This window comes from Croceicoccus sediminis, from assembly GCF_007570835.1.
GTDB lineage: Bacteria > Pseudomonadota > Alphaproteobacteria > Sphingomonadales > Sphingomonadaceae > Croceicoccus > Croceicoccus sediminis.
Map to the genome: position 1 here is coordinate 470,956 of NZ_SUNC01000001.1, position 26,903 is coordinate 497,858.

The following is a 26,903-nucleotide window of genomic DNA, read 5'->3' on the forward strand; positions in this document are numbered from 1 at the left end:
CCTGCCCCGCCCTTATCGAACCATGATCCAGCTGATCGCGGCGATCAGCCCGAGCAGCATGACCAGCGCATAGCTGTAGAGATAACCGGTCTGCACGCGTCGTGCGTAGTGAGACCCCTGTGCGACGACCCATGCGGCGCCATCCGGGCCGAACCGGTCGATAGTACCGACATCGCCCCACTTCCAGAACTTGCGGCCCAGCCAGAAGGCAGGCTTCACGAAGATCAGGTCGTAAAGCTCGTCGAAGTACCACTTGTTCTTGAGGAACGTGTACACCCCACCGAACATACCGACGAAACGGGCCGGAGCCTGCGGATCGCGGATGTAGTTGTTCCATGCGATGGCAAGACCGATCAGCATGACCACGCCCGGCGCTACCTTAACCCAGGTATCGACGTTGTGCATCGCGTGGACCAAGTGCTCGTTATAGAAGATCGAGCCGTTCCAGAACGCGGCACTGTCGAGGAAGTAGGGCGACCAGACGAAGCCGGCGAACACCGCGCCAAGCGACAGGATAACAAGCGGCGTCAGCATGACCCACGGGCTTTCGTGCGGGTGATATCCGCCAGTCGTATCGGCGCCCGCCTCTTCCGGCGTCTTGTGGACGGTGTGCTGGATATGCTCGCTCTCGATCCAGCGCGGCTTGCCCCAGAAAGTGAGGAACATCAGGCGCCAGGAATAGAAGCTGGTCAGCAAGGCCGCGACGATGCCCATGAAGAAGGCGAAGCGGCCCATCTCGGTCCCGCTGGCAAAGGCGCTTTCAAGGATCGCGTCCTTCGAGTGGAAGCCCGCGAAACCGGCGTGCAGGAACCAGATACCGACGCCCGTGATTGCCAGCGTACCGGCCATCATGGCCCAGAACGTGATCGGGATGTGCTTACGCAGGCCGCCGTAATAGCGCATGTCCTGTTCGTGGTGCATCGCGTGAATGACCGAACCGGCACCCAGGAACAGCAGCGCCTTGAAGAAAGCGTGCGTGAACAGGTGGAACATCGCCGCGCCATAGGCGCCGACGCCCGCGGCAAAGAACATGTAGCCGAGCTGAGAACAGGTCGAATAGGCGATGACCCGCTTGATGTCGGTCTGCGTCGTGCCGATCGTGGCGGCGAAGAAACAGGTCGCAGCGCCGATGAAAGTCACGAAAGTGAGCGCGGTCTGGCTCGTTTCGAACAGCGGCGACAGGCGGCAGACCATGAACACGCCTGCGGTAACCATCGTCGCCGCGTGGATCAGGGCCGAAACCGGGGTCGGGCCTTCCATCGCGTCGGGAAGCCAGGTGTGCAGGCCCAGCTGCGCCGACTTGCCCATCGCGCCGATGAACAGCAGCAGGCACAGGACCGTCATCGTGTCGACACGCATGCCGAGGAAGCCGATCGTGCTGCCCGCCATTTCGGGCGCGCGGTCGAGAATCTCGGGGATCGAGGTCGTGCCGAACACGAGAAAAACGCCGAAAATGCCCATCATGAAGCCAAGGTCGCCCACGCGGTTGACCACGAAGGCCTTGATCGCGGCGGCGCTCGCGCTCGGCTTCTTGAACCAGAAACCGATGAGCAGGTACGAGGCAAGCCCCACGCCTTCCCAACCGAAGAACATCTGGACGAGATTGTCCGCCGTCACCAGCATGAGCATCGCGAACGTGAACAGCGACAGGTAGGCGAAGAACCGCGGCTGATCCGGGTCTTCGTCCATGTAGCCCCACGAATAGAGGTGGACGAGCGCCGAAACGCTGGTGATCACGACGAGCATGACCGCGGTCAGCGTATCGACACGCAGCGCCCAATCGAAGTTCATGGTGCCCGACTGAACCCATTTCAGCACGGGATCGACATAGGCCGTTTCCGAACCGGTCATGAAACCGATGAAGATCGGCCACGACAGCGCGCAGGAGATGAGCAGCGCGCCGGTCGTCACGATCTTGGCCGGCAGGTTGCCGATCAAGCGATTGCCGAGACCGGCAATGATGGCCGCCAGAAGGGGCGCGAAGACGATGATCTCGATCACTTGGATCAGCCCCTCATGCGATGGATGTCGTCAACCGCGATAGTGCCGCGGCCACGGAAGTAGATGACAAGAATGGCAAGCCCGATCGCGGCCTCGCCAGCAGCGACGGTCAGCACGAACATCGCGAAGACCTGCCCGACGAGATCGCCCAGGAACGCGCTGAACGCGACGAGGTTCAGGTTCACCGAGAGCAGGATCAGCTCGATCGCCATCAGGATGACGATGACGTTCTTGCGGTTGAGGAAGATCCCCAGCACGCCCAGCACGAACAGGATCGAGCTGACGACGACGTAGTGTTCGATACCGATCACAGCGTGACCCCCTTCCCGACTTCCGGCTTCACGTTCACCGTCGCGTCTTCAGCGCGGCGCTTGTTCTGCTTCGACACGTTCTGACCGCGCGTATCCGTCCGTTCACGGTGCGTCAGGACGATCGCGCCGATCATCGCAACCAGCAGGACAAGACCCGCCGCCTCGAACAGGAACAGATATTCGCCATACAGCAGGGCACCGATACTCTCGATGTTGGAACGGCCCGCGATGGTCGCGGCCGTGCCGTCCGCCTCGCCCAGCTTCAACGTACCCGCGCGATAGGCTCCGAAACCCAGCACGAGTTCGGCCAGCAGGACGACGGCAAGCAGGATGCCGAGCGGGAAGTTCTTCACGAACCCTGCGCGCAGTTCGGCAAAGTCGATGTCGAGCATCATGACCACGAACAGGAACAGCACCGCGACCGCGCCAACGTAGACGATGACGAGCAGCATCGCGATGAACTCTGCGCCGACCAGAACCATGAGGCCCGCGGCGTTGAAAAACGCGAGGATCAGCCAGAGCACGGAGTGCACCGGATTGCGGCTCATGATGACCAGAACGGCGCTGGCGATCAGGAGCACTGCGAAGAGATAGAAGGCGATGATATGGATCATGGATAATGTCCCTGCGCGCGGCCCCTAGCGGTAGGGCGCATCGGCTTCAAGGTTCGCGGCGATAGCACGCTCCCACTTGTCCCCGTTCGCCAGCAGTTTCGCCTTGTCGTAAAGCAGTTCTTCGCGCGTTTCGGTCGCATATTCGAAGTTCGGCCCTTCGACGATGGCATCGACCGGGCACGCTTCCTGGCAGAAGCCGCAGAAGATGCACTTGGTCATGTCGATGTCATAGCGCGTGGTACGGCGCGAACCGTCATCGCGCGGCTCGGCCTCGATCGTGATCGCCTGCGCGGGGCACACGGCCTCGCACAGCTTGCACGCGATGCAGCGTTCCTCGCCGTTGGGATACCGGCGCAGCGCGTGTTCACCGCGGAAACGCGGGGACAGCGGGTTCTTCTCGAACGGGTAGTTGATCGTCACCTTGGGCTTGAAGAAATACTTCAGCGTGAGGGCATGCGCCTTCACGAACTCCCAAAGGGTGAACGACTTTACGAGATGGGCGACGCTCATGCGTACCTCGTGAACATAAGCCAACCTGAGATCAGCACGACAAACAGGAGCGAAATCGGCAGGAAAATCTTCCAGCCAAGCCGCATCAGCTGGTCGTAACGGTAACGCGGCACCGTCGCCATGACCCAGCTGAACATGAAGAAGAAGAAGAAGGTCTTCAGAAGGAACCAGATGATGCCCGGCACATAATACAGCGGCGCCCAGTCGATCGGCGGCAGCCAGCCACCGAAGAACAGGATCGTGTTGAGCGAGCACATCAGCAGGATGTTCGCGTATTCACCCAGCCAGAAGAGCGCGAAGCTCATCGAGGAATATTCGGTCTGGTACCCTGCGACGAGTTCCGATTCCGCCTCGGTAAGGTCGAAGGGAACGCGCTGCGTTTCAGCGAGCGAGGAGATGAAGAACATCACCCACATCGGGAACAGCAGGATGTTGAAGACATATCCGTTCACGATGCCGAGGCCGTGGCCCTTCTGGGACATCACGATTTCGGTCAGGTTGAACGATCCTGCGTAAAGGACAACGCAGACCAGGATGAAGCCGATCGAGACTTCGTAGCTGATCATCTGTGCCGATGCGCGCATGGCCGAGAAGAACGGGTACTTCGAGTTCGAAGCCCAGCCCGCCATGACGACGCCGTAAACCGACAACGAAGAGATCGCGAGGATGTAGAGCAGGCCGACATTGATGTCCGCCAGCACGACGCCCGCATCGAAGGGGATCACCGCCCATGCGCCCAGTGCGACCGTGAACGTCACGATCGGGGCAAGGATGAAGATGCCCTTGTTGGCGGCCGACGGAATGATGGTTTCCTGCAGGAAGACCTTCAGACCATCGGCGAACGATTGGAGCAGGCCGAGCGGGCCGACCACGTTGGGCCCGCGCCGCAGGTTGATCGCGGCCCAGACCTTGCGGTCGACATAGATGATCATCGCGACGGCCAGCATCAGCGGCAGGGCAATCAGCAGAATCCCGCAGACCGTGGCGATAAACCAGGCCCACTCGTAATTCATGCCAAGCGATTGGAAGAAAGCAGTCATTCTGCGGCCTCCGCAAGTGGCTCGCCGTGGAGCAATTCTGCCGAGCAGCGCTGCATCGTCGGGCTGGCGCGGCAAATCGCGTTGGTCAGGTAGAAATCGGCAACCGGATAGGCCTCGATAATGCCCGAGGCATCACCGCCGCCTGCCGGGAGCTCGCCGCCCAGATCGGCCAGACCTTCGTTGGCCAGCGCCGGAGTATTGGCAAACATGGCAGCACGAAGCTGGTCAAAGCTGTCGAACCCAACCTTCACGCCAAGCGCATCAGCCAGCGCGCGCAGGATAGTCCAGTCCTCGCGGGCGTCACCCGGTGCGAAGACGGCCTTTTCGCTACGCTGCACGCGGCCCTCGATGTTGACGTAAGTGCCAGCCTTTTCGGTGTAGGCAGCCGCAGGCAGGATGATGTCCGCCGCGTGCGCGCCCTTGTCGCCGTGATGGCCGATGAAGACCTTCAGGGCATCGGGAAACTGGGTGAAGTCCACCTCGTCCGCGCCGAGAGCCAGCAATACCTTCGGTTTCGCCGCCACGAGATCGGCCATGCCGCCCTTCTGCGCGAGGCCGAGCATCAGGCCGCCCATGCGCGAAGCCGAGAAGTGGAGCGAGTTGAACCCGTTCCAGCCTTCACGAACGACGTTCCATTCCTTGGCCAGCGCAAGTGCCTTGCCCAATGCGCCACGGCCCAGCGCCGCACCGCCGACGATGATCGCGGGACGTTCTGCCTTGCCGAATGCGTCGGTGACGTCGGCGGACAGCGAATTCAAGACGCCCAGATCGTTGCCGAGGAACGTTGCGGGATAAGTCGTTTCCCACTCCGGCCCGACGATGAACACCTTCGCGCCGCGCTTCACCGCCTTGCGCAGGCGTACGTTGAGCAGCGGGGCTTCGTGCCGGATCTGGCTGCCCACGATCAGGACCGCGTCCGCGTTCTCGATCTCGGCCAGCGTGGTGTTGAAGTTGACCGCGGCAAGGTTCGACGTGTCGTAGGTCATGCCGGTCTGGCGGCCTTCGATCAGGGTCGACCCCATCGCGCCGAGCAGCGCCTTGGCCGCGAACATCGTTTCGCAGTCGAGCAGGTCGCCATAGACCGCGGCGATGTCTTTTCCTGGCTTTACAGCCTTGATCTTCTTGAACGCCTCGTCCCAGGTCGCGGCCTCAAGCTTGCCTTGTCCATTTTTCTTGGGCTTGCGGATCCAGACCTTGTCGAGACGGCGGCGGGTAAGGCCGTCGACGGCATAGCGCGACTTGTCGGAGAGCCATTCCTCGTTGACGTCGTCATTCACGCGGGGAAGCGCGCGCAGCACTTCGCGGCCGCGGCTGTCGATGCGGATGTTCGCGCCCATCGCGTCCATCACGTCGATGCCGAGCGTCTTCTTCAGCTCCCACGGGCGTGCTTCGAAGGCATAGGGCCGCGAAGTCAGCGCACCGACCGGGCACAGATCGATCACGTTGGCCGAAAGCTCGTGCTTGGCCGCGTGTTCGAGGTACGTCGTGATCTGCATGTTCTCGCCGCGATAAAGCGCGCCGATTTCGTCCACGCCGGCGATCTCTTCGGAGAAACGCACGCAGCGGGTGCAGTGGATGCAGCGCGTCATCGTCGTCTTGATGAGCGGGCCCATGTATTTTTCGGTGACCGCGCGCTTGTTCTCGTCATAGCGCGTCGCGCCGCGGCCATAGGCCATCGACTGGTCCTGCAGGTCGCATTCGCCGCCCTGGTCGCAAATCGGACAGTCGAGCGGATGGTTGATGAGGAGAAACTCCATCACCCCTTCGCGCGCCTTCTTGACCATTTCGCTGTCGGTGCGGATTTCCTGGCCTTCGGTGGCCGGAAGCGCGCACGAAGCCTGCGGCTTAGGCGGTCCGGGCTTCACTTCGACAAGGCACATGCGGCAATTGCCCGCGATGGAAAGCCGTTCATGATAGCAGAAACGCGGGATTTCCTTGCCCGCAAGTTCGCAGGCCTGCAGGACGGTGGCGCCTGCGGGAACTTCGATTTCCTGACCGTCTACCTTAACTGTCGGCATTACTCAGCTGCCTCTGCCATGTTGCCGGCGTCCGCGATGCGGCGCTCAAGTTCGGGGCGGAAGTGGCGGATCAGACCCTGGATCGGCCATGCGGCCGCATCGCCAAGGGCGCAGATCGTGTGCCCTTCGACCTGCTTGGTCACCTGGAACAGCATGTCGATCTCTTCCGGCTGCGCATCACCGACACGCAGGCGTTCCATCATGCGCCACATCCAGCCGGTGCCTTCGCGGCACGGCGTGCACTGGCCGCAGCTCTCGTGCTTGTAGAAGTAGCTGATCCGGCTGATCGCTTTCACGATGTCGGTCGACTTGTCCATGACGATGACCGCCGCGGTGCCAAGACCCGACCCGACCGCCTTCAGGCCGTCGAAGTCCATCGGCGCTTCCATGATCTCGGCCGCGGGAACCAGCGGAACCGACGAGCCGCCGGGAATGACCGCCAGCAGGTTGTCCCAACCGCCGCGAATGCCGCCACAGTGCTTTTCGATGAGTTCCTTGAACGGAATGCTCATCTCTTCCTCGACTACGCAGGGCTTTTCGACGTGCCCGCTGATCTGGAAAAGCTTGGTGCCTTTGTTATTCTCGCGCCCGAAGCTGGAGAACCAGGCCGAACCGCGACGCATGATCGTGGGGGCGACCGCGATCGATTCCACGTTGTTGACCGTCGTCGGGCAGCCATAAAGGCCCGCACCTGCCGGGAACGGCGGCTTGAGGCGAGGCTGGCCCTTCTTGCCCTCGAGGCTCTCGATCATCGCGGTCTCTTCGCCGCAGATGTAGGCGCCCGCGCCGCGATGGACGAAGACGTCGAAATCGTAGCCCGATCCACATGCGTTCTTGCCGATCAGGCCGGCGTCATAAGCCTCCTGCACGGCGGCGAACAGGGTTTCGGCCTCGCGGATGTATTCGCCGCGAATATAGATGTAAGCCGCACGCGCCCGCATCGCGAAACCGGCGACCAGAGCGCCTTCGATCAGCTTGTGCGGATCGTGGCGGATGATCTCGCGGTCCTTGCACGAACCGGGTTCGGATTCGTCGGCGTTGATGACGAGGAAGCTGGGACGACCGTCCTTGCTTTCCTTGGGCATGAACGACCACTTCATGCCCGTGGGGAAGCCCGCACCGCCGCGACCGCGCAGGCCGGAGGCCTTGATCTCGTCGATGATGGCATCCTGCCCCTTGGCCAGAATGTCCTTCGTGTTGTCCCAGTCGCCGCGCGCACGTGCCGCGTCGAGGTTCCACGGCTGATAACCGTAGACGTTGGTAAAGATGCGGTCCTTGTCAGCCAGCATCACAGAACTCCGAATACGAAAATTGCAGCCACGATCAGGATCGCGACAAGCGCCAGCGTTTTAACGACGCCCTTCAGCACCTTCCAGGCGATGAAGACGGCGACGAGCGCCGCGATGATGATCGGCAGCGAGTCCATCAGGAGCGGTCCTTCCGCTTCACCAGGCCAAAGGCGAGGAAAGCCACGCCCACGGCCAGCAGCGTCGCGCCCACCGGGCCGCTGTTACCGGTCGCGTAGAACAGCAGCGCCGCGATCACGAAGAGCGCGCCGGCAAGCACGAAGTTGCGTCCGGTAACCGGCATTACCATTCGCCCCGATAATCGTGGTTGGCATCGACCATCGCGGTAAGCGTGGTCGGACCACCGACGGGTTCGACGGTGTGACGGCCCGGTTCCTGCGTACCGGCCTTGGGCGATTTGCCCGCGGCCAGCGCATCGAGAACGACATCGAGGCGTTCGCCGGTCAGGTCCTCGTAATTGTCGTCGTTGATCTGGACCATCGGAGCGCTGGCGCAGTTGCCCATGCACTCCACCTCGGTCAGCGTCCACAGGCCGTCCTCGGTCGTGTGGCCCTTCTTCATGCCGCGCTTCTTGCACGTTTCCATGACTTCGTCGGACCCACGCAGCCAGCACGGCGTCGTGCCGCAGACCTGCACGTGGAAACGGCCCACGGGCACGAGATTGTACATGGTGTAGAACGTCGCGACCTCGACCACGCGAATGACCGGCATGTCGAGATAGGCGGCCACGTATTCCATGACCGGAATCGGCAACCAGCCTTGCGTATTGGTTTCTTCGCCCACCTGCCGCTGGGCATAGTCCAACAGGGCCATGACGGCCGATTTCTGGCGTCCGTCGGGATAGCGGGCGATGGCCGCCTTCGCCTTTTCCTCCCACGCAGGCGTAAAGGCGAAGCTGCCCCAACGTTCGCGCAGGTCGGCGGTGACGGGTTCGATGTAGCGGTCAGCCATTAGCGGACGAACTCCACACGGGCGCACTTGTCGCCCTCGAAAGTATAGATCGCGACGACGTCAAAAGGCTCGACCAGCGGCGATCCGTCGGTCGAAGGGCCCCGCGTGACGTGTTCGCGGAAAATGACGTAGTTGCCGATCTCCTGCGCATCGCGGATTTCGGCGCGGTTCTGCGGCCAGCGTTCGAAAGCGGCAGCAAGCCCGCTGCGCGTGCCTTCCTTGCCCTCGCGCACAACATCGCCGCGATAGTTCGCCTCGCAGGCGTCGTCGGTCATGTACGAGACGTAAGTGTCCACGTCCTGCGCGTTGTAGGCATCGATCATGGACCGCGCGATCGCGGTGCGGTCGATCAAGACGGCGCTGTCAGCCACGGTCACCTCCGCGCGTATTGGCACGGCGACGCTTCAGCGCCTCCCATTGGACCTGTCCGAACAGGAAAAGCTCAAAACCGGTGATGCCAGCGATCATGTCAGGCAGCCACCGCGCTGTTTCGGCACCGAGATAGAGGCCCACGAAATAGGCCGCGATCAGGATCAGGCCCGTTGCCGAGGCCAGCACGCTGATCTGCTGGGTCGCGTTCAGCCTCACCGGTCACACTCCCCGAACACGACGTCGATCGCGCCAAGGATGGCGGTGGCGTCGGGCAGCATGTGACCCTTGCACATCATGTCCATCGCCTGGAGATGGCTGAACGCGGTGGGGCGGATCTTGCAGCGGTACGGCTTGTTCGAGCCGTCGCTGACCAGGTAGACGCCGAATTCGCCCTTGGGGCTTTCGGTCGCCACGTAGACTTCGCCCGCGGGGACGTGAAAGCCCTCGGTATAAAGCTTGAAGTGGTGGATCAGCGCTTCCATCGAGCTTTTCATCTCGCCCCGCTTGGGCGGGCTGACCTTGCGGTCGGTGCTGGCGATCGGCCCTTCGGGCATCTCGGCCAGGCACTGCTTGATGATCTTGCCCGACTGATAAACTTCCTGAACGCGGACCATGAAACGGTCGTAGCAGTCGGAATTGGTGCCGACCGGAATTTCAAAGTCCATGCGATCGTATACGTCGTAGGGCTGGCTCTTGCGAAGATCCCAAGGGATGCCCGCGGCACGGATCATCGGGCCGGAAAAGCCCCAGGCCAGTGCGTCTTCCTTCGACACGTGCGCGATATCGACGTTGCGCTGCTTGAAGATGCGGTTGCCGGTCACCAGGCTCATCGCATCGCCGAACAGTTCGGGCAGGCGCCCATCGACCCAATCGCCGATGTCGGTCAGCAGCTTCAATGGAACGTCCTGATGAACGCCGCCGGGACGGAACCACGCGCTGTGCATGCGTGCGCCCGATGCGCGCTCGAAGAAATTGAGGCAGTCTTCGCGCAGTTCGAACATCCACAGGTTCGGCGTCATCGCGCCGACGTCCATCACGTGCGAACCCAGGTTCAACATGTGATTGCAGATACGGGTCAGTTCGGCGAACAGCACGCGAAGATACTGCGCACGCTCCGGCACCTCGACGTTCAGCATCTTTTCGATCGCCAGAACGTAGCTGTATTCCTGCGCCAGCGGCGAGCAGTAATCGAGCCGGTCGAAGTACGGCAGCGCCTGAAGATACGTCTTGTACTCGATCAGCTTTTCGGTGCCGCGATGCAGCAGGCCGACGTGCGGATCGACGCGTTCGATGATCTCGCCGTCAAGCTCCATCACCATGCGCAGAACGCCGTGCGCCGCAGGGTGCTGCGGGCCGAAGTTGATCGTGTAGTTGGTGATGACCTCGTCGCCGGTGGTCGGCGACTGTTCGAGCTGCATGGTCATGCCTTGCAGACCCATGTGCCGTTATAGGGATCGCGCTCGCCATCACCGATGTCGACGGTCAGTGTCGCGGCATCGCTGTCTTCGGCCTTGACGACGGTAACCGTCATCCCGGCAAATTCCGCGTCGCCATCACGTGACAACATCGGCGAATTCTTCAGGTAATCGGCGCCATCGTCAAAGGCATAGAGCACGATCGCCGGTACGCCGTTGGGCCGGACCACGCCTGCACCCGCCTTCTCGTTCTCGAGCGGAGCACCGACGGACAGGATGACGGGACCATCTTCCACGGTAAAAGTGCAAAGCCCCGCACCGGTCGTGATATCGGCTATCACCGAACCGTCGTCAGGCTCCAGGGGCAGAAGGTCGATATACGAATACTCGTTCCCGGCATTTGGCTGGGCGTCATCATAGATTTCCTGGTCCGGCGCGACGCTGGTCGCCTCTGCCGCAGGAGTCTCGTCGACGACTGCCGGCTCTTCGGCAGGCTGGTCGCAAGCCGAAACGGCAAGCGCGCAGAGAAGTGCGATACGCAGTTTCATTCGCCTTCCTCCTTCTTCACTTCGGTCGATGCAGGCGTGTCCTGCACTTTGCCCTCGCGGGCCGGACGGTCGGGCCGATCCTCGGTCGCCTCGGGCTCGCCCGGCTTTGCGCCAGCGTCCTTTTCGGCAGGAGCCGGAGCGCTCTGCGTCTTTGCCGCCTTGGCATCGGCCTTGGCGCCCGCGCCGGTCTGTCCGGGCTTTTCCGTCGTCTTGGGCTCGTCCACTTTCGGCGCAGCGGCCTGTTCGGCAGCCTTCTCGTCACCCGGAAGGACGTAGTCGGCCCCTTCCCACGGGCTCATGAAGTCGAAGCTGCGGAAATCCTGGGCCAGTTCGACCGGTTCATAGACGACGCGCTTTTCCTGTTCGGAATAGCGCAGTTCGACATGACCTGTCAGCGGGAAATCCTTGCGGAAGGGATGCCCTTCGAAACCGTAGTCGGTGAGGATGCGGCGAAGATCGTCGTTCCCGGCGAACAGCACGCCGTAAAGGTCGAAGACCTCACGCTCGAGCCAGCCGGCATTCGGCCAGATCGATGTCACGCTCGGCACCGGGGTCGCCTCGTCGGTCGAAACCTTGACGATCAGGCGGTGGTTCTTCGTGACCGAAAGCAGACAATAGCAAACCTCGAACCGCTCTGCCCGGCCCGGATAGTCGACGCCCGCGATTTCCATCAGCTGCTGGTATTCGTGTTCGTCGCGCAGCGTACGCATCACGTCGGCCAGCTGATCGCGAACCACGTTCAGCAGGATTTCGCCATGCTCTTCGTGGATCGAGGCGATCGCAGCGCCCAGCGCGACCTTCATCGCGTCGGCAACGCCGTCGTTGGAGGCATACTTCGGTGCGGAATGGAGAACAGCCATGTCCTTGCCCCTTACCGCGAAACCGTGCCGACGCGGCGAATCTTACGCTGCAACTGCATCACGCCGTAAAGCAGCGCTTCTGCGGTCGGCGGGCAGCCGGGCACATAGATGTCGACCGGCACGATGCGATCGCATCCGCGCACGACCGAGTACGAATAGTGGTAGTAACCGCCGCCGTTCGCGCACGACCCCATCGAGATCACGTATTTCGGATCCGACATCTGGTCGTAAACCTTGCGCAGGGCCGGAGCCATCTTGTTGCACAGGGTTCCGGCCACGATCATCACGTCCGACTGGCGCGGCGAGGCGCGCGGCGCGACGCCGAAACGTTCCATGTCGTAACGCGGCATGTTCACGTGGATCATTTCGACCGCACAGCAGGCAAGCCCGAACGTCATCCACCACAGCGAACCGGTGCGGGCCCACTGAAATAGGTCCTCGGTGCTGGTGACGAGGAAACCCTTGTCGTTCACCTCGGTCTGAAGCGCGTGGAAATAGTCCTGGTCCGGCTGACGGACCTCTCCGGGCTGAGCAGTTGGCATCTGGCCCGCGGGGACGAGCGTTTCGTTCACTCCCATTCCAGGGCTCCCTTTTTCCAGGCGTAGGCAAAGCCGACGACGAGTTCACCCAGAAACACCATCATCGTGATCCAGCCCGGCCATCCGGTAAGATCGAGGCTGACGGCCCAGGGAAACAGGAACGCCGCTTCGAGATCGAAGATGATAAACAGGATGGCGACGAGGTAGAAACGCACGTCGAACTGGCTGCGGGGATCCTCGAACGCGGGGAAGCCGCATTCGTATTCCGAATTTTTCTCGGCATCCGGGTTATGCGTTCCGGTCAGGCGCGAGACGCCCATCGGCAGGAACACGAAGAGGGCCGAGAGGGCCACTGCGACCCCAAGGAACATGAGGATCGGAAGATATTGCGATAGGTCGACCAAGACAGACTCGCTTTAGCTTGTCGCGTTGCGGTTGCGAGAAGCGCCCTAGGCATCTGTCAGGCTACGCGCAAGGGGGACCTTGGCCAAAGTCCCCTTCCGCTTGCATCCGAAACGATTCCTAAAGCGGAAAACCCGCCATTCTGACCGCGATCGCCGCCAGAGCGAGGAACAGCCCCAGCGGCAGGGCAGATTGCGAATCCACCTCTCTTCCCGCGATCTTGAGGACTAGCGCCGCCGCGATTCCCGCAAGCGCGGCAAGGAACAGTGTCGCGATCACCCCCGTCATGCCGAGCCAGAGGCCGATCGCGCCCAGAAGCCAGGGATCGCCTGCGCCCATCCCGTCTTTCCCGCGCAGCCAGCGATAGGCGAGCGCCGGCCCTGCCAGAAGCGCGAAACCAAGCGCGCCGCCCGCCAATTGCGACAACGCCGCCGCCTGCCAGCCCCCTCCCGCGCCGAGGGTGACGAGCACGGCACTGACAGCAAGCAGCGCGACGAATCGCATCGGCAACCAGAAATGGCGCCCGTCCAGAAGCGCGAGGAGCAGGAGCTGCCATCCAAAAACGGCCGTCGCGGCGATCTCCAGCCAGTCCGAACCGAGAGCGACAGCGCCTGCGCCGATGGCAGCCGCGCCGACCTCTGCCAGAATGTGACCGCGATCTATTACCGCGCCGCACGTCCGGCAGCGTCCCTTGCTCAACAGGTAGGAAAAAACGGGAAAAAGATCGCGGACCGACAGGACACGCCCGCAGCCGTCACATTTCGAACGGCCGGTCACGATGCTCTCGCCGCGCGGCAGCCTTAGCGCGACCGCGCCGATGAAGCTTCCGACGAGCAGCCCCAGCCCCGCGCCGCAAAGGACCCACGGCCAGTCCACCGATCAGGGTTCGCCGTCGCCCCAGAGGCTTTCGGCGTTCATCCAGCCCGCCTTCTCGCCGATCGAAACCTTGCACCAACCCGAATCGCAATCGCCTAGCATGACGACGACTCCCGGTTCGGCCCGCCACAACAGTGCCGCGCCCGGTGATGCTTCGGCCCGGATCGGTGAAGGTTCGTCGCCCGTGACGATCGCGCTGCGCTCAAGGCTCAAGAAACGTGAGACGATCCAGCCCCGCGCGCCGTCCGGATCCTCGACCAGACGCCAACCGCTCATCTTGCGAACGACCCTCAGCGGCAGCCCAACGCGCTGATAAACCCATTCGATGGGATAGGCCTCGCTCGGCCCGACGCGCATGTTCGCTTCCTCGGCGCGGAGCGAGACCCAGTAGGGCACCTCGTCCTCTGCATGGGCAGGCGCCGCGGCGAAAGTCATGGCAAGGGCGGCGCAGATCGGGCCGGTAAGGGAAAGACGCGGCATGGACACTCCGGTGCGCGAAAAATCACGGTATGCCCCGCGCATAGCGCCCTGCCCCCGCGACTAGCAAGCTTCGAGCCTTGACCAGCCCCCGCCTGTGGACGTAGCGCATCTGTCATGCCCAATCGCGCCGAACCCAGCCTGTCCAGCTCCGAAACCCGCCGTATCGAGGGCAAGGCCCGCGTCGGGGTCACCCGGCATCTCCTGCCATCCATCGAAATGCGGATGGAAGAATTGTTCGATGCCCGCCTCAACCGGGAAGACCGGCCACTTTCGCGCGACGAGATGGCGGCCTTGATGCAGGACATCGACGTGCTCGTGCCGACGGTCACCGACCATCTCGACGGCGATCTGATCGCCAATGCCGGCCCTTCGCTGAAGCTGATCGCAAATTTCGGCGCGGGCACCGATCACATCGACCTGAAGGCCGCGCGCGCCAAGGGGATCATGATCACCAATACGCCTGGCGTCTTTACCGAAGACACCGCCGACATGACCATCGCGCTGATCATCGGCGTGATGCGCAGGATGCGCGAAGGCACGCGCCTCGTCCGCCGCAAGGAATGGACCGGATGGGCGCCTTCGGCAATGCTGGGCCGCAAGCTGGCCGACAAGGTGCTGGGCATCGTCGGCATGGGCCGCATCGGCCAGGCCGTCGCCCACCGCGCCCGCGCATTCGGCATGACCGTCGTCTATCACAACCGCCACCGCCTTCCCGAAGCTCTGGAAAGGATGCTGGGCGCCGAATACGTGCCGACGCTGGACGGCCTGCTCGAGATGGCCGACATCGTCAGCCTGCACTGTCCGGCAACGAAGTCGACGCACGACCTGATCGATGCACGCCGCATCGCGCTGATGAAGCAGGGTTCGGTCATCATCAACACCGCGCGCGGCGAATTGATCGACTACGAAGCGATGATTGACGCGCTCTGCAAGGGAAAGCTGTTCGGTGCGGGGCTGGATGTCTTTCCGGACGAGCCGAACGTCGACCAGCGCCTGATCGATCATCCCAACGTCATCACCCAGCCACACCTGGGCAGCGCGACCGAGGAAGGCCGCGAAGCATCGGGCGAACGCGTCATCGCGAACATTCGCACCTGGGCCGACGGACACCGGCCACTGGACTGGGTGCTGGAAGGCTGGGCCTGAGCTCGGGGCGGGCCGCGTGGTCCTCGCCGCCGGCCTATGCGCGAACTGCGGCCTGTGCTGCGACGGCAGCCTATTCGGCACGGTTGGAATCGTCGTGGAAGACGCCGACCGGATGCATGATCTGGGCGTCGTCCTGACGCCCTGCGAAGACGACAACTACGATTTCGACCAACCCTGCCCGATGCTGAAGGGCACGCGCTGCACGATTTACGCGCAGCGCCCCGAAACCTGCTCCGACTTCCGCTGCACGACGTTGCGCGAGCTGGATGCCGGAGAGATTGTGCTCGACCAGGCGCAGGATCGCGTGGCCACGGTGCGGCAGATGCTGGCAGACCTGACCCGCCACGATCGCCGCAGCTATCAACAGCTACGTGCGCAGTGGGCCGACGAGAAGCTGGCAGGCGCCGACGCGATGGCGACGGCGCTGCTCAACCTTGGGATGGAAAGCCTCAACCGCTACCTCGACCGGCATTTCCGCCGGGGCGAGGAGCGGGTTTACGCAGACCCGGACGACCTGGAGATCAGTCGCCCGTAAGGATGCGTTCGACCAGTTCCTTCACCGTCGGCGTGTAGCCGTTGGAATAGAACGGGTCCTGCTTGAAGCGATATGCCGCGTGGCCCGCAAAGGCGAGGTTTTCGTCCACCGGACCGCCGTGAGCAATGTCCTGAAGCGTCTTCTGAATGCAGAAGCTGCGCGGGTCGGCAAGGCGTCCCGTGGTGTAATCGTCATGGTCCTTCCACGACGAGAAACCGCAGTGCGACAGACAGCCCATGCAGTCGGCCTGGTCCTTGCGGATGACTTCGCGTTCTTCGGGCGTCACGAAGACCACGGTATCGTCCGGCGTCTTCAGTGCGGTTTCATAGCCTTCTGCGGCCCAGCCACGCGCACGATCGCGATCGTGTTCGGTGACCCAGAAATTCTTGCCCTTCACGCCGACGTCCAGCTGCACCGTGTGATCGCCCGCCTCGACGCGGGAATAGGGGATCTGACGCTCCGACCGCTCCTCAAGATTGCGCAGGAACGGGTTGCGGATGGCCGAGGAGTAGAAGCCCGTCGGCGAGAACTTGTGAAGCAGGACATCGCCCGGTTCCAGATCGCGCAGCGCGTCCTTCCACCCTTGCGGGATCGGGCTTTCCTGCGTCAGCAGCGGGCGCGTGCCGAACTGGAACGCGATCTTGCCCAGTTCGGGATTGTCGATCCAGTTTTCCCACTCGCGCAGGAACCAGACGCCGCCCGCCATGACGATGGCGGTGTCTTCCGAAACGCCTTCCTTGCGCATCGTGGCGCGCAGTTCGGCAACACGGGGGTAGGGGTCCTGCGGCTCACGCGGGTTTTCCGCGTTCGACAGGCCGTTGTGGCCCCCAGCCAGCCACGGATCTTCATAGACGACCGCGGCCATCAGTTCCGGAACCTTGGAATAGGAACGCTTCCACAGCGCGCGGAAAGCGCGGGCCGAGGAGATGATCGGCAGGTAGTGCACGTTGTGATGCTGCGCGATTTCGGCCAGCTTGTAGGGCATGCCTGCGCCGCAGGTTACACCGGTCACAAGGCCCTTGGTCTCTTCAAGAATGCCTTCGAGCACGGCCTGCGCGCCGCCCATTTCCCACAGGACGTTGATGTTGATCGCGCCCTGCCCGTTCGAAAGCTCGTGCGCGCGCTTCACCTGTTCGACGCCGCCGTCGATGGCATAGCGGATCAGCTGTTCGTGCCGTTCCTTGCGCGTCAGCTGTTCGTAGACCTGCGGGACGATTTTGCCTTCGGCGTCGTAGCTGTCGGCGTTCACCGCGCTTACCGTGCCAATGCCGCCTGCCGCCGCCCATGCGCCCGAACTCATGTGGTTCGTCGCGGACACGCCCTTGCCACCCTCGATCAGCGGCCAGACTTCCTTGCCGCCATAATTGATGGGCTGCAACCCCTTGAAACTCATGTGCTTACCGTCCCGGTTTCGGGCGCGCCATCAAGGCGGCCCAGGTGTCTCTCGATATCGCGTCCGGCCGCCACGTCCTGTTGGCAAGCCTCGATATCCTGCGGATCGGGGCGAGGACCCTCGGCCTCGAACCGTGCGTAATAACCGGCCAGTTCAGGCCGGCGGATGAAGGCAGCCAGGCGAAAGCCGACCGCCTCGAATTCACAGAATAGCAGAACCGGCGGGATTCCGTGCGAATCCGTGGGCCGGTCGGTATCGACGACGATCACCTGCCCCTTGTCCTTCAGCGCCGGACGCAGCCGCCACAGGAAGGCATAAGGCTCGGTCACCTCGTGATACATGTGCACGAGGAAGATCCTGTCGAAGCTGTTTTCGGGCAGCTTGGGATCGTCTTCCGATCCGCGCGCAATCGACACGTTGTCGAGCCGTTCGCGCTGAACCCGCGCGCCAAGCCGGTCGAGCACTTCGGGATCAATGTCCTGTGCCAGCACCCGCCCGCGCGGGCCGACGCGTTCGGCAAGGCGGGTTGTGTAATACCCCTCGCCCGCGCCGATATCGGCCACGGTCATGCCCTCGCCGATATTGGCAAGATCCATGACGGTCGCCGCTTCCTTGCGATCGTCGCGCGATCGTTCGGTGGCGGCCTGGTTGCTGATCGTCTCGGACACGGGCCGGTCGGGCTGCGGAAAGTCGCGCGCACTCGCCGCCCGCTGGTCACCGGCGGCCGATATGTCGCACCCGGAAAGGGTGAGAGAGGCCGTCAGGACGAGCGCAGCGGAAAAGGCGCGCGATGCGATCAATCCACGTCTTCCACTTCGACTTCCTCGCCCGTCACGCGCTGCGCCAGGGCCGCGGTGATGAACGGGTCGAGCGCGCCGTCGAGAACGTCGCTGGGGTTGGTCGAGACATGGCCCGTACGCAGGTCCTTCACCTGCTGATACGGCTGTAGCACGTAGGAGCGGATCTGGTGGCCCCAACCGATCTCGGTCTTCGCCTGGTATTCGCCCGAGGCCGCGGCCTCACGCTCTGCCAGTTCCTTTTCGTAGAGCCGCGCCTTCAGCATGTTCATCGCGGTCGCGCGGTTCTTGTGTTGCGAACGGTCGTTCTGGCTGGCCACCACGATGCCGGTGGGCTGGTGCGTGATGCGAACGGCGGAATCGGTCGTGTTGACGTGCTGACCACCCGCGCCCGACGCGCGGTAGGTATCGATCTTGAGGTCGGCCGGATTGATCTCGATCTCGATGTCGTCGTCGATGACCGGATAGACCCAGACCGAGCTGAACGAGGTGTGGCGCCGCGCCGAACTGTCATAGGGGCTGATGCGGACGAGGCGGTGGACACCGCTTTCCGTCTTGGCATAGCCATAGGCGTTCTCGCCCTTGATCAGCAGCGTCGCGGACTTGATACCCGCCTGTTCGCCGGCCTGGTATTCGACCAGCTCGACCTTGTACCCGCGCCGTTCGGCCCAGCGCGAATACATGCGCTGCAGCATTTCGGCCCAGTCCTGGCTTTCCGTGCCGCCGGCCCCGGCATGCACTTCGAGATAAGTGTCGTAGCCGTCCGCTTCGCCCGAAAGCAGCGCGCCCACCTTGTCGCGGTCCGCGCGCGCGACCAGCGAGGCAAGCGTCGCGATACCTTCATTGACGGTATCCTCGTCGCCTTCGGCCTCGCCCAGTTCGACGAATTCGATGGCGTCGGCCATTTCGGCGGAAATCGACTTTACCGCCCCGATCGAGCTTTCGAGGCGGCCACGCTCACGCATGACTTCCTCCGCACCCTTGGGATTGTCCCACAGGGTCGGGTCTTCGACGCGTGCGTTAAGCTCGTCCAGACGGCGCAACGCGGCGTCCCAGTCCAGCGATCGGCGGATGAGTGCAAGAGCCGCTTCGATGCGGTCGATATGGGCCTGCCCTTCGGCACGCATGGTGAATTCTCCGTAAGTCGGCGGTCCGCTTAGCCCAGCGGGTCCGATGTGGAAAGTGGCAGCTGTCGCAAAAGAGCCGTAGCGGTAAAGCTGTCCCCGGCAAGGGAACGAAGCGAAATATCAGCCCTTGCGCTTCAGCGCCTTTACCGCCGCCAGCGTCTTGGCCACGTGTTCGCGCCAGTCCAGGTCCGAATGGACCATGACGATGCGGCCATCGGTCCCGATGACATAGGACGTGCGGTCGGTCAGCCCGGTGGGCACGCCTTCACGCTTCAACGCGACGTCATAGGCACGGATCAGGCCCGGCGTTGCGCGCGCGACGGCAAATTCGTCGCGGCAAGCCTCGGTCGAAAAACGTTTCAGCGTGTCGATGTCATCGTTCGACATCCCCACGACCTGCGCCCCAGCGGCGCGAAAATCGTCCATCGCCTCGGCAAAGGCGTGCGCTTCCAGCGTGCACCCTTGCGTGAAAGCCTTGGGATAGAAGTAGAGTACGACCGGCCCCTTCTTCAGCGCCTCGTCCAGGTTGAAGCGGAAAGCTTTCCCGGCAAGGGCACCCGAAGTCGTGAACAGGGGCGCTTCTGCGCCTTTCTTGAGGGCGGCCTGGGCCGGTGCGGTCATCGTTGCGCCAACGGCGGCAGCCGCGACGACGAGGGAGAGGGCGATTTTCTTCATGCCACCTTCAATGGAGGTTGCCGTGCCGAAAGTCCATTGCCTGACAGTGCGCTGCAACATCGCAGCACGCGTCAGTAGATGCCGCCCTGATCCTCCAGGAAGGTATCGTCGATCCGGCGCGGCCCTCGTGTCTGGACGGCGCGTTCCTCGGTTGCGGCGCGAAGAGCGGCGATCGCGGCGTTGCGGCGTTCCTCCAGCGTCTGGCGATCGAGCGAACGGCGCGGTTCGCTGTCGGGCTTGAACGCTTCCCAGATGATCGCGGGCGTCCATTCGTTCGTCGGCCAGCCGTCAAATACGCGCTTGCCCGAACGGCGGTCGATACGGACCATGCGAATGCCTTCGGGCGCGCGGACCGGCGTCGTCGGCCAGCGGCTCTTCGTTTCCTCGATCAGCTGCTTGATGATGGGACCGGCGGTGTTGCCGCCCTGCACCCAGCCACCAAGGTTCCTCGGCTGGTCGAACCCGACATAGACACCGGCCACCAGATCGGCCGATCCGCCCACAAACCATGCGTTGGTCGGCCCCGAAGTCGTGCCGGTCTTGCCGAAGATCGGCAGTTCGAGACTGCGCAGGCGGACCGCGGTGCCGCGGGTCACGACGCCTTCGAGCATGTGGACGACCTGATAGGCGGTGCCGGGATCGAGCACCTGCTTTCCGGCAGCGGCAAGGCGCGGCATCGGCTTTCCGTCCCAGTCGTCGGCGTTGCACGATTCGCAGCGGCGCTTGTCCGCCCGCCAGATGACCTTGCCGTTGCGGTCCTGCACATAATCGATAACCGACTGGTCGTACTGACGGCCCAGGTTGGCGAGCGCCGAGTAGGCGTTGACCATCTTGGCGACCGTCGTGTCGCCCGCGCCAAGCGCGAAAGACAGGTAGTTCTGGTAATCGCCGATGCCGACGCGGCGGAACGTGTCGGTCACGTTTTCCATGCCTGCATCGTTGGCGATATGGATCGTCATCAGGTTGCGCGACTGTTCAAGGCCCCAGCGCATCGTCTGGTCCCCTGCCCCGCGCGAATTGCCGAAGTTGCGGAAACACTTCTCGCCAAGGCCCGCGCCTTGCCAGACGCAGAACGGTCCGTCGTTGACGAGGGTTGCCGGCGTCATGCCCTGGTCAAGACCTGTCGCATAGACGAACGGCTTGATGGTCGAACCGGGCTGGCGTTCCGCCTGGGTCGCGCGGTTGAACGAGCCGAGGCGGGCATCGAAACCGCCCTGCATGGCCAGTACGCGGCCATTGCGCGGATTTTCTACCACCAGACCGCCCGAAACGGTCGGCACCGTGCGCACCACCCACTCGGACTTGTTCTTGGGCGCGGCGGTAATGACGTCGCCAGCCTTCAGATTGTCGGGAAGGTTGGAAAGCGGATAAGTCTCGCCATCGGTGAAACCGATGCGTGCCGAATTGCCATTGCGTTCCGTTACTACGCCGACTTTCCAGTCCTTGTAATCGATCGACAGGTTGGAGACGATCAGCTGGGTCTGCCAGTTCTCGTCCATGTTGATCTTGGCGATCGCACCGCCCCAGCCTTTGCCGCTGTGATAGCGCATCAGGCCAGCGCGAAGCGCGGCGCGCGCCGCCTTCTGCATTTCCATGTCGAGCGAAGTGCGAACCCACAGCCCCCCAGCATAGACCGAATTTTCCCCGTCCTCGGCGGTTTCGCCGAAACGGTCGATCAGGCGGCGACGGACTTCTTCGACGAAATAGCCGCCGGCAGGATCGTAACTCGCCGAACGACGCGGAACGAGGCCCAGCGGCTTTGCCTTGGCCGCTTCCACCTCGGCGCGGGTCGCCCAGCCATTGTCGACCATCTGCTCAAGCACGTAGTTGCGACGCTCGAGCGCCATGTCGCGGTATTTCTCGCGGCCATAGCGCTCGGGTGCCTTGGGCAGGATGGCGAGAAACGCGGCCTCGCTAAGGTCGAGGTCCGCAACGTCCTTGTCGAAATAGGCGCGGCTTGCCGCCTGTACGCCAAAGCTCTGCCGGCCCAGCGGGATTTCGTTCAGATAAAGCTCGAGAATCTGTTCCTTGGTCAGCACGCCTTCGATGCGGCGGGCAAGAATCATTTCCTTCAGCTTACGGGTGATCGAATATTCGTCACCGACAAGGATGTTCTTTGCGACCTGCTGCGTAATCGTCGAGCCGCCCTTCGCACGCTCACCGGAACCCAGCTTGCTGACATAATCGACGACGGCGCCCGCAAGACCGCCGACATCGACGCCCCCGTGGGTCCAGAACGTCTTGTCCTCGGCAGAGAGGAAAGCGTCCTGCAATTGCTTGGGAAAATCGACATAGCGCAGCTGAACCCGGCGTTCGCGCGCATAGGAATTGACGATCTCGCCATCGATTCCGCGCACCATCGTGGGCAAAGGCGGCTGATAGGTCAGCAGCCTGTCGGCCGAGGGAAGCCCCGCGCCGATTGCGTAATAGGCGCCGATAACGACGACTATTCCCAGGGCAACAAGCCCCGAGAGCCAGCGAAACAGCCGGCTTTCGCGCCAGCGCGTGCGCAGGTTCCCACCCAGCGCGGACATGTCTGCGCGCGCACGGGTCCAGTACGTTTCGAATTGCGATCCAACTGTCATCGACGCCGCCCTAGCACGGTGTTTTGCGATCAGGAAAGACGATTGGCGACAGGGCGTTGAAACTTCGTGTTCAGCGCGGCTGCGCAGCGAGCAGATCAGTAAGGATCGCACGGGCCAGCGCCTCGGCCACGATCTGCCGCGTGGCGGGGTCGGCAAGCCGCTGGGCATCGTCGGGGTTGGTCAGGTAACCGGCCTCGAAAAGAACCGACGGCATTTCGGGGGACCGCAGGACGACGAAGTTGGCCGAACGGCGGAACGGGGCGTGGCGCGGCATCGCACCTTGCGATTCCTCGTCTATCGCCGTTGCAAGCCCAACCGAAGCCAGCGCCGTTTCGCGGCGCATCAGGTCGGCAAGGACGTGCGCCACGTCGTCCGCGCCGTCGGGAAGGTCCAGCCCGCTCGCGCTTTCGTTCGCGATCCGCGCCAGGGCCTGCGCCTCCCTGTCCGACGCGCGTGCGGACAGGACATAGACGTTCGCCCCTTGCGCTTCGGGCACAGGCGCGCTGTCGGCGTGGATCGACACAAAGGCATCCGCGCCGAGCGCCTCGGCAATGCGGGGGCGTTCCTCGAGCGGGAGGAAGCGGTCGTCCTCACGCGTCATGGCGACACGCACGCCGCCAAGGTCCAGCAAGACGTCGCGTACCGCTGTCGCGAGGGCAAGCGCAATGTCCTTTTCCCGCGCGCCGCCAGTGCTGCTGGCCCCCGGATCGAAACCGCCGTGCCCGGGATCGAGCACGACGAGAGGCGCATCCGCCCCTGTCCGGCCGGATACCGCGATGCGGGGCAGCTGAGCCTCCCGCAATGGCGGCAACTCGCGCGAAACAACCGCATCGCCGCCGCCCGGAAAGGCCGCGCCCAGCCCGAAGCCCGACAACGCGCCAACAAGGACCGCACCCGCTATCAACAAGGCGACCCGCCAACCAGCAGGCCCGGTCGTCCCGTCCGTTTCGTCGTTGTTTCCCGCCCGGTCCATCGCCGTTGACTATCGCCGGGCCATGCCGGCAGGCAAGGATCGAGGGCCCTCCATGCTCAGATTGTTGCGCGACCTATTGCTTTTTGTTGCCGCCGCCGATCACTGATGCTAGCGTCGATGACGAACCGGGACAGCGAGGTCCTTTCGGTTTTCAAGCCCTTCCCCGGATGCGCATCTGTTGCGCCGGGGCGGAAGCGGCGCCTTCGGAAGGAGGCAGGAAACCGGGATGCTATCTCGTCTGATGTTCTCCCGGTGTGCCGAGTGGCAGGCCCGTATCACGGCATCGCGCTGATTTCACAGCTGCGTGCCGATCGCAAAGCCGCCCGGATGAATTAGGTAAGTTCTTATGGTCGAAACATCGTCGATTGCAGTGAATAGCCTGCCCACCGGGCCGGCCGCTGCTCTCGCCGTGAGCGCATTTTCGCGCGTCTTCGACTATCCCGACACAAAGATTTCAACTTCGGCAACGCGCATCGCGCGTCCTGCCGTCCTTAACGTAGCTTTCGCGCCGAACGGCGGGCCATGGGCCCGGCCGGATCGGCGCGTTTTCACAAACAGACGCGCAGCACCGGCACAGCGGCCCGCCGCTCCACCCGGCCTATTGCGCGCACGGAGAATAATCGATGTCCACGCGTATGCTAATCGATGCGCGCCACCAGGAAGAAACCAGGGTGGCAGTGCTCAAGGGAAACAGAATTGAAGAGTTCGACTTCGAGTCGGCCGAACACAAGCAGATCAAGGGCAATATCTACCTGGCCAAGGTGACGAGGGTCGAACCCTCTCTCCAGGCCGCTTTCGTCGATTTCGGGGGCAACCGTCACGGTTTCCTCGCCTTTAACGAAATCCACCCCGACTATTACCAGATTCCCAAGGAAGATCGCGAAGCACTGCTGGCTGAAGAAGCCGAGCACGCCGAAGAGGAAGCGCGCCTGCGCGCCGAGGATGACGACGAGGATCACGGGGAAGACGGCGCCGACGAAAACCACGACGACGACGACGATGATCGCCACGACGAATCCGATTCGTTCGCCGAGGAACTGGCCGAAGGCGAAGATGGCCTCGAAGAAGTAGACACTTCCGAAAAGGACCACGTCGCCACGATCGAGGACGGCAACGTCTCTGGCAACGAAGACGACAGCGACGAGACCGAAGACCGTCGCCCGCGTCGCCGCAAGGGTCGCCGCCAGGGCGGAAACCGCGCCCGCGCCGCCGACGAGGCTCGCGCAAAGCGCCTTGCCCTGCGTCGCCGCTACAAGATCCAGGACGTCATTCAGCGCCGTCAGGTCCTGCTCGTGCAGGTCGTCAAGGAAGAACGCGGCAACAAGGGTGCGGCTCTTACCACCTACCTGTCGCTGGCGGGCCGCTACTGCGTGCTCATGCCCAACAGCAGCCACGGCGGCGGCATCAGCCGCAAGATCTCAAGCGCGAGCGACCGCAAGCGCCTGAAGCAGATCGTGTCCGAAATGTCGCTGCCCAAGTCGATGGGCTGCATCGTTCGCACCGCCGGGCTTCAGCGCACGAAGACCGAGATCAAGCGCGATTTCGACTATCTGGCCCGGCTGTGGGACGAGATTCGCGAAAATACCCTCAAATCCAGCGCGCCCAACCTGATCCATTCGGACAGCGACCTGATCAAGCGCGCGATTCGCGACATCTACAACCGCGAGATCGAGGAAGTGATCGTCGAGGGCGAGCAGGGTTACCGCTCGGCCAAGGAATTCATGAAGCTGCTGATGCCGAGCCATGCGCGGCGCGTGAAGCAGTATGCCGACCCCGTGCCGCTGTTCCAGCGCTATGGGGCCGAGGACCAGCTTTCGGCGATGTACGACCCGGTCGTGCAGCTGAAATCGGGTGGCTATCTCGTCATCAACCCGACCGAGGCGCTCGTCTCGATCGACATCAACTCGGGCCGTTCCACCAAGGAACACGGGATCGAGCAGACCGCGCTTTCGACCAACCTCGAAGCGGCCAAGGAAATCGCGCGCCAATTGCGCCTGCGCGACATGGCCGGTCTCGTCGTGATCGACTTCATCGACATGGAGCACAATTCCTCGATCCGTAAGGTCGAGAAGTGCATGAAGGAGTCGCTGAAGAACGACCGCGCCCGCATCCAGGTCGGCCGTATTTCGGGCTTCGGGCTCATGGAAATGAGCCGCCAGCGCCTGCGGACCGGCGTTCTGGAAGCAACCACCCGCGAATGCCCGCACTGCGACGGCACCGGCCTTGTCCGCACGGCATCGAGCGCGGGCCTGTCGGCGCTGCGCCTGATCGAGGACGAGGCGGCCAAGGGCAAGGGTACGACGATCACACTCTATGCCTCGACCGAGGCGGCGATCTACCTGCTCAACTCCAAACGCGCCGATCTGGCCGAGATCGAGGAACGCTACGGCGTCCACGTCGAAGTCATTCCCGAGGGTGAAAACGAAGGCGCGAAGATGCGCGCCGGATCCAGCGGCCCCAAGCCGAAGGATGCGCCCAAGTTCGAAGTCATCCATGACGATGACGACGACGACGATAGCGACGTCGAGGATGAAGACGACAACGATAACGACAGCGACCGCGATGACGAGCGCGGTGATGACGGCGATCAGCCCCGTCGCAAGCGCCGCCGCCGCCGCCGGGGTGGCCGCCGCAACCGCAATCGCAGCCGTGAAGACGGCAGCGACGACGATGGTTCGGACGATAACGGCAGTGACGACGATGACGTCGACGGCGGTGACGACCAGGGCGAAAGCCAGTCCGAAACGGCGGACGACAACACCGATGATGGCGAAGGCGCGCCGAAGAAGCGCCGTCGCCGCCGTCGCGGTGGCAAGAAGCCGGCGGACAATGCCGACGACAACGGCAATGCCGATGGCAATGCGGACGATGGCGAAGAGGCGACAGAAGCTCCTGTCGACGACAAGCCCGAAACCGTGACCGAGGAACCGGCAGCAGAAGCACCTGCGGAACCGGCACCCGCCGAAGCGGAAGCAGAGGAAAAGCCCAAGAAGCGCCGCACGCGTCGCAAGAAGGCCGAACCTGCCGCCGAGGAAGCGACCGAAGCCGCAGAAGCGCCTGCAGAACCTGCCGCCGAGGAACCCGCCAAGGCCGAAGCCGAAGCCGAGGAAAAGCCGAAGAAGCGCCGCGCGCCGCGAAAGAAGGCTGCACCCAAGGCTGATAAGGCCGCGGTTGCCGAAACGGCTCCGGAACCGGCGGTGAGCGAAGAACAAGCCGCACCCGCCGAAATGCCTGCTGACGAAGCTCCGGCACCGGAGGCTCCGGCTGCGGAAAGCGGCGCTGCCAACGATGTCGAGGCGCAGGGCAGCGATGCCGAGGCGCTGGACGAAAACGGCGAACCGCGCCGGGGCTGGTGGCAGCGCACGTTCGGCAACTGATCGCCTGAACCATGGTATTCAGATCGGCCGGATCCGCCAGGCGCGGGTCCG

Annotated in this window: 28 protein-coding genes; 3 read left to right on the plus strand and 25 right to left on the minus strand. The window is 63.2% G+C overall.

Features of this window, described 5'->3' with window-relative positions; translation table 11 throughout:
* Nucleotides 1-12 precede the first annotated feature (12 nt).
* The 19 genes from nuoL to FAX90_RS02120 all read right to left on the minus strand — a co-directional run bounded on the left by nuoL (nt 13) and on the right by FAX90_RS02120 (nt 14,244).
* The gene (nuoL, locus tag FAX90_RS02040) at nt 13-2,007 is read right to left on the minus strand and encodes an NADH-quinone oxidoreductase subunit L (RefSeq protein ID WP_205700635.1); all 1,995 of its coding nucleotides are present in this window, start codon (nt 2,005-2,007) and stop codon (nt 13-15) included.
* A complete protein-coding gene (gene nuoK / locus FAX90_RS02045) occupies nt 2,007-2,312 on the minus strand; it encodes an NADH-quinone oxidoreductase subunit NuoK (protein ID WP_066762013.1) in 306 nt (101 codons plus the stop codon). The genes nuoL and nuoK overlap by 1 nt, the downstream gene beginning before the upstream one ends.
* Nucleotides 2,309-2,926, minus strand: a complete 618-nt coding sequence (locus FAX90_RS02050) for an NADH-quinone oxidoreductase subunit J (protein WP_144095080.1) — start codon at nt 2,924-2,926, stop codon at nt 2,309-2,311. Before FAX90_RS02050 ends, nuoK begins: the two co-directional genes overlap by 4 nt.
* 24 nt (nt 2,927-2,950) lie before the next feature.
* Nucleotides 2,951-3,436, minus strand: a complete 486-nt coding sequence (nuoI, locus tag FAX90_RS02055) for an NADH-quinone oxidoreductase subunit NuoI (protein ID WP_066762016.1) — start codon at nt 3,434-3,436, stop codon at nt 2,951-2,953.
* A complete protein-coding gene (nuoH, locus tag FAX90_RS02060; protein ID WP_144095082.1) occupies nt 3,433-4,476 on the minus strand; it encodes an NADH-quinone oxidoreductase subunit NuoH in 1,044 nt (347 codons plus the stop codon). The genes nuoI and nuoH overlap by 4 nt, the downstream gene beginning before the upstream one ends.
* A complete protein-coding gene (gene nuoG, locus FAX90_RS02065; protein WP_144095084.1) occupies nt 4,473-6,494 on the minus strand; it encodes an NADH-quinone oxidoreductase subunit NuoG in 2,022 nt (673 codons plus the stop codon). Before nuoG ends, nuoH begins: the two co-directional genes overlap by 4 nt.
* The gene (gene nuoF, locus FAX90_RS02070) at nt 6,494-7,783 is read right to left on the minus strand and encodes an NADH-quinone oxidoreductase subunit NuoF (protein ID WP_205700609.1); all 1,290 of its coding nucleotides are present in this window, start codon (nt 7,781-7,783) and stop codon (nt 6,494-6,496) included. The genes nuoG and nuoF overlap by 1 nt, the downstream gene beginning before the upstream one ends.
* Nucleotides 7,783-7,920: a hypothetical protein gene (locus FAX90_RS16490; RefSeq protein WP_170234828.1), complete on the minus strand. Its 138-nt coding sequence runs from the start codon at nt 7,918-7,920 to the stop codon at nt 7,783-7,785. Before FAX90_RS16490 ends, nuoF begins: the two co-directional genes overlap by 1 nt.
* Entirely contained in the window at nt 7,920-8,084 is a 165-nt protein-coding gene (locus tag FAX90_RS16495) for a hypothetical protein (RefSeq protein ID WP_170234829.1), read from the minus strand. The genes FAX90_RS16490 and FAX90_RS16495 overlap by 1 nt, the downstream gene beginning before the upstream one ends.
* Nucleotides 8,084-8,752 carry a complex I 24 kDa subunit family protein gene (locus tag FAX90_RS02075; RefSeq protein WP_144095088.1) on the minus strand — a complete coding sequence of 223 codons (669 nt, stop codon included), beginning with the start codon at nt 8,750-8,752 and terminating at the stop codon, nt 8,084-8,086. Before FAX90_RS02075 ends, FAX90_RS16495 begins: the two co-directional genes overlap by 1 nt.
* Entirely contained in the window at nt 8,752-9,075 is a 324-nt protein-coding gene (locus FAX90_RS02080; protein ID WP_144096792.1) for a nuclear transport factor 2 family protein, read from the minus strand. The genes FAX90_RS02075 and FAX90_RS02080 overlap by 1 nt, the downstream gene beginning before the upstream one ends.
* Before the next feature lie 40 nt (nt 9,076-9,115).
* Nucleotides 9,116-9,340 carry a hypothetical protein gene (locus tag FAX90_RS02085; protein WP_144095090.1) on the minus strand — a complete coding sequence of 75 codons (225 nt, stop codon included), beginning with the start codon at nt 9,338-9,340 and terminating at the stop codon, nt 9,116-9,118.
* Nucleotides 9,337-10,548: an NADH-quinone oxidoreductase subunit D gene (locus FAX90_RS02090; protein WP_144095092.1), complete on the minus strand. Its 1,212-nt coding sequence runs from the start codon at nt 10,546-10,548 to the stop codon at nt 9,337-9,339. Before FAX90_RS02090 ends, FAX90_RS02085 begins: the two co-directional genes overlap by 4 nt.
* Complete coding sequence (locus tag FAX90_RS02095; RefSeq protein WP_144095094.1) at nt 10,545-11,087, minus strand: hypothetical protein; 543 nt, start codon at nt 11,085-11,087, stop codon at nt 10,545-10,547. Before FAX90_RS02095 ends, FAX90_RS02090 begins: the two co-directional genes overlap by 4 nt.
* Entirely contained in the window at nt 11,084-11,947 is an 864-nt protein-coding gene (locus FAX90_RS02100) for an NADH-quinone oxidoreductase subunit C (RefSeq protein ID WP_144095096.1), read from the minus strand. Before FAX90_RS02100 ends, FAX90_RS02095 begins: the two co-directional genes overlap by 4 nt.
* 11 nt (nt 11,948-11,958) lie before the next feature.
* Nucleotides 11,959-12,525: a NuoB/complex I 20 kDa subunit family protein gene (locus FAX90_RS02105; RefSeq protein WP_144095098.1), complete on the minus strand. Its 567-nt coding sequence runs from the start codon at nt 12,523-12,525 to the stop codon at nt 11,959-11,961.
* Nucleotides 12,516-12,890, minus strand: coding sequence for an NADH-quinone oxidoreductase subunit A (locus FAX90_RS02110; RefSeq protein WP_066762031.1), 375 nt, complete (start codon nt 12,888-12,890; stop codon nt 12,516-12,518). The genes FAX90_RS02105 and FAX90_RS02110 overlap by 10 nt, the downstream gene beginning before the upstream one ends.
* 118 nt (nt 12,891-13,008) lie before the next feature.
* Complete coding sequence (locus tag FAX90_RS02115) at nt 13,009-13,764, minus strand: prepilin peptidase (RefSeq protein WP_144095100.1); 756 nt, start codon at nt 13,762-13,764, stop codon at nt 13,009-13,011.
* Between the two features lie 3 nt (nt 13,765-13,767).
* Complete coding sequence (locus FAX90_RS02120; protein ID WP_240704670.1) at nt 13,768-14,244, minus strand: SH3 domain-containing protein; 477 nt, start codon at nt 14,242-14,244, stop codon at nt 13,768-13,770.
* A gap of 114 nt (nt 14,245-14,358) precedes the next feature.
* On the opposite strand from FAX90_RS02120, the gene FAX90_RS02125 reads away from it, so the two are divergent.
* Complete coding sequence (locus FAX90_RS02125) at nt 14,359-15,390, plus strand: 2-hydroxyacid dehydrogenase (protein WP_144095102.1); 1,032 nt, start codon at nt 14,359-14,361, stop codon at nt 15,388-15,390.
* Between the two features lie 16 nt (nt 15,391-15,406).
* Complete coding sequence (locus tag FAX90_RS02130) at nt 15,407-15,925, plus strand: YkgJ family cysteine cluster protein (RefSeq protein WP_144095104.1); 519 nt, start codon at nt 15,407-15,409, stop codon at nt 15,923-15,925.
* Here the strand turns inward: FAX90_RS02130 and FAX90_RS02135 are convergent.
* The 6 genes from FAX90_RS02135 to FAX90_RS02160 form a co-directional block, all read right to left on the minus strand.
* A complete protein-coding gene (locus FAX90_RS02135) occupies nt 15,912-17,318 on the minus strand; it encodes an NAD(P)H-dependent flavin oxidoreductase (RefSeq protein WP_144095106.1) in 1,407 nt (468 codons plus the stop codon). The two genes, FAX90_RS02130 and FAX90_RS02135, sit on opposite strands and share 14 nt — an antisense overlap.
* A complete protein-coding gene (locus FAX90_RS02140; RefSeq protein ID WP_144095108.1) occupies nt 17,315-18,118 on the minus strand; it encodes a class I SAM-dependent methyltransferase in 804 nt (267 codons plus the stop codon). The genes FAX90_RS02135 and FAX90_RS02140 overlap by 4 nt, the downstream gene beginning before the upstream one ends.
* A complete protein-coding gene (prfB, locus tag FAX90_RS02145) occupies nt 18,115-19,242 on the minus strand; it encodes a peptide chain release factor 2 (RefSeq protein ID WP_144095110.1) in 1,128 nt (375 codons plus the stop codon). The genes FAX90_RS02140 and prfB overlap by 4 nt, the downstream gene beginning before the upstream one ends.
* A 120-nt stretch (nt 19,243-19,362) precedes the next feature.
* Nucleotides 19,363-19,917: a peroxiredoxin gene (locus tag FAX90_RS02150; protein ID WP_144095112.1), complete on the minus strand. Its 555-nt coding sequence runs from the start codon at nt 19,915-19,917 to the stop codon at nt 19,363-19,365.
* Nucleotides 19,918-19,988: 71 nt separating this feature from the next.
* The gene (locus FAX90_RS02155; protein WP_144095114.1) at nt 19,989-22,502 is read right to left on the minus strand and encodes a penicillin-binding protein 1A; all 2,514 of its coding nucleotides are present in this window, start codon (nt 22,500-22,502) and stop codon (nt 19,989-19,991) included.
* Between the two features lie 70 nt (nt 22,503-22,572).
* Nucleotides 22,573-23,475 carry an N-acetylmuramoyl-L-alanine amidase family protein gene (locus FAX90_RS02160; RefSeq protein ID WP_144095116.1) on the minus strand — a complete coding sequence of 301 codons (903 nt, stop codon included), beginning with the start codon at nt 23,473-23,475 and terminating at the stop codon, nt 22,573-22,575.
* A gap of 623 nt (nt 23,476-24,098) precedes the next feature.
* Between FAX90_RS02160 and FAX90_RS02165 the strand changes: the two genes are divergently transcribed.
* Nucleotides 24,099-26,852: an Rne/Rng family ribonuclease gene (locus FAX90_RS02165; RefSeq protein WP_144095118.1), complete on the plus strand. Its 2,754-nt coding sequence runs from the start codon at nt 24,099-24,101 to the stop codon at nt 26,850-26,852.
* Nucleotides 26,853-26,903: the final 51 nt, after the last annotated feature.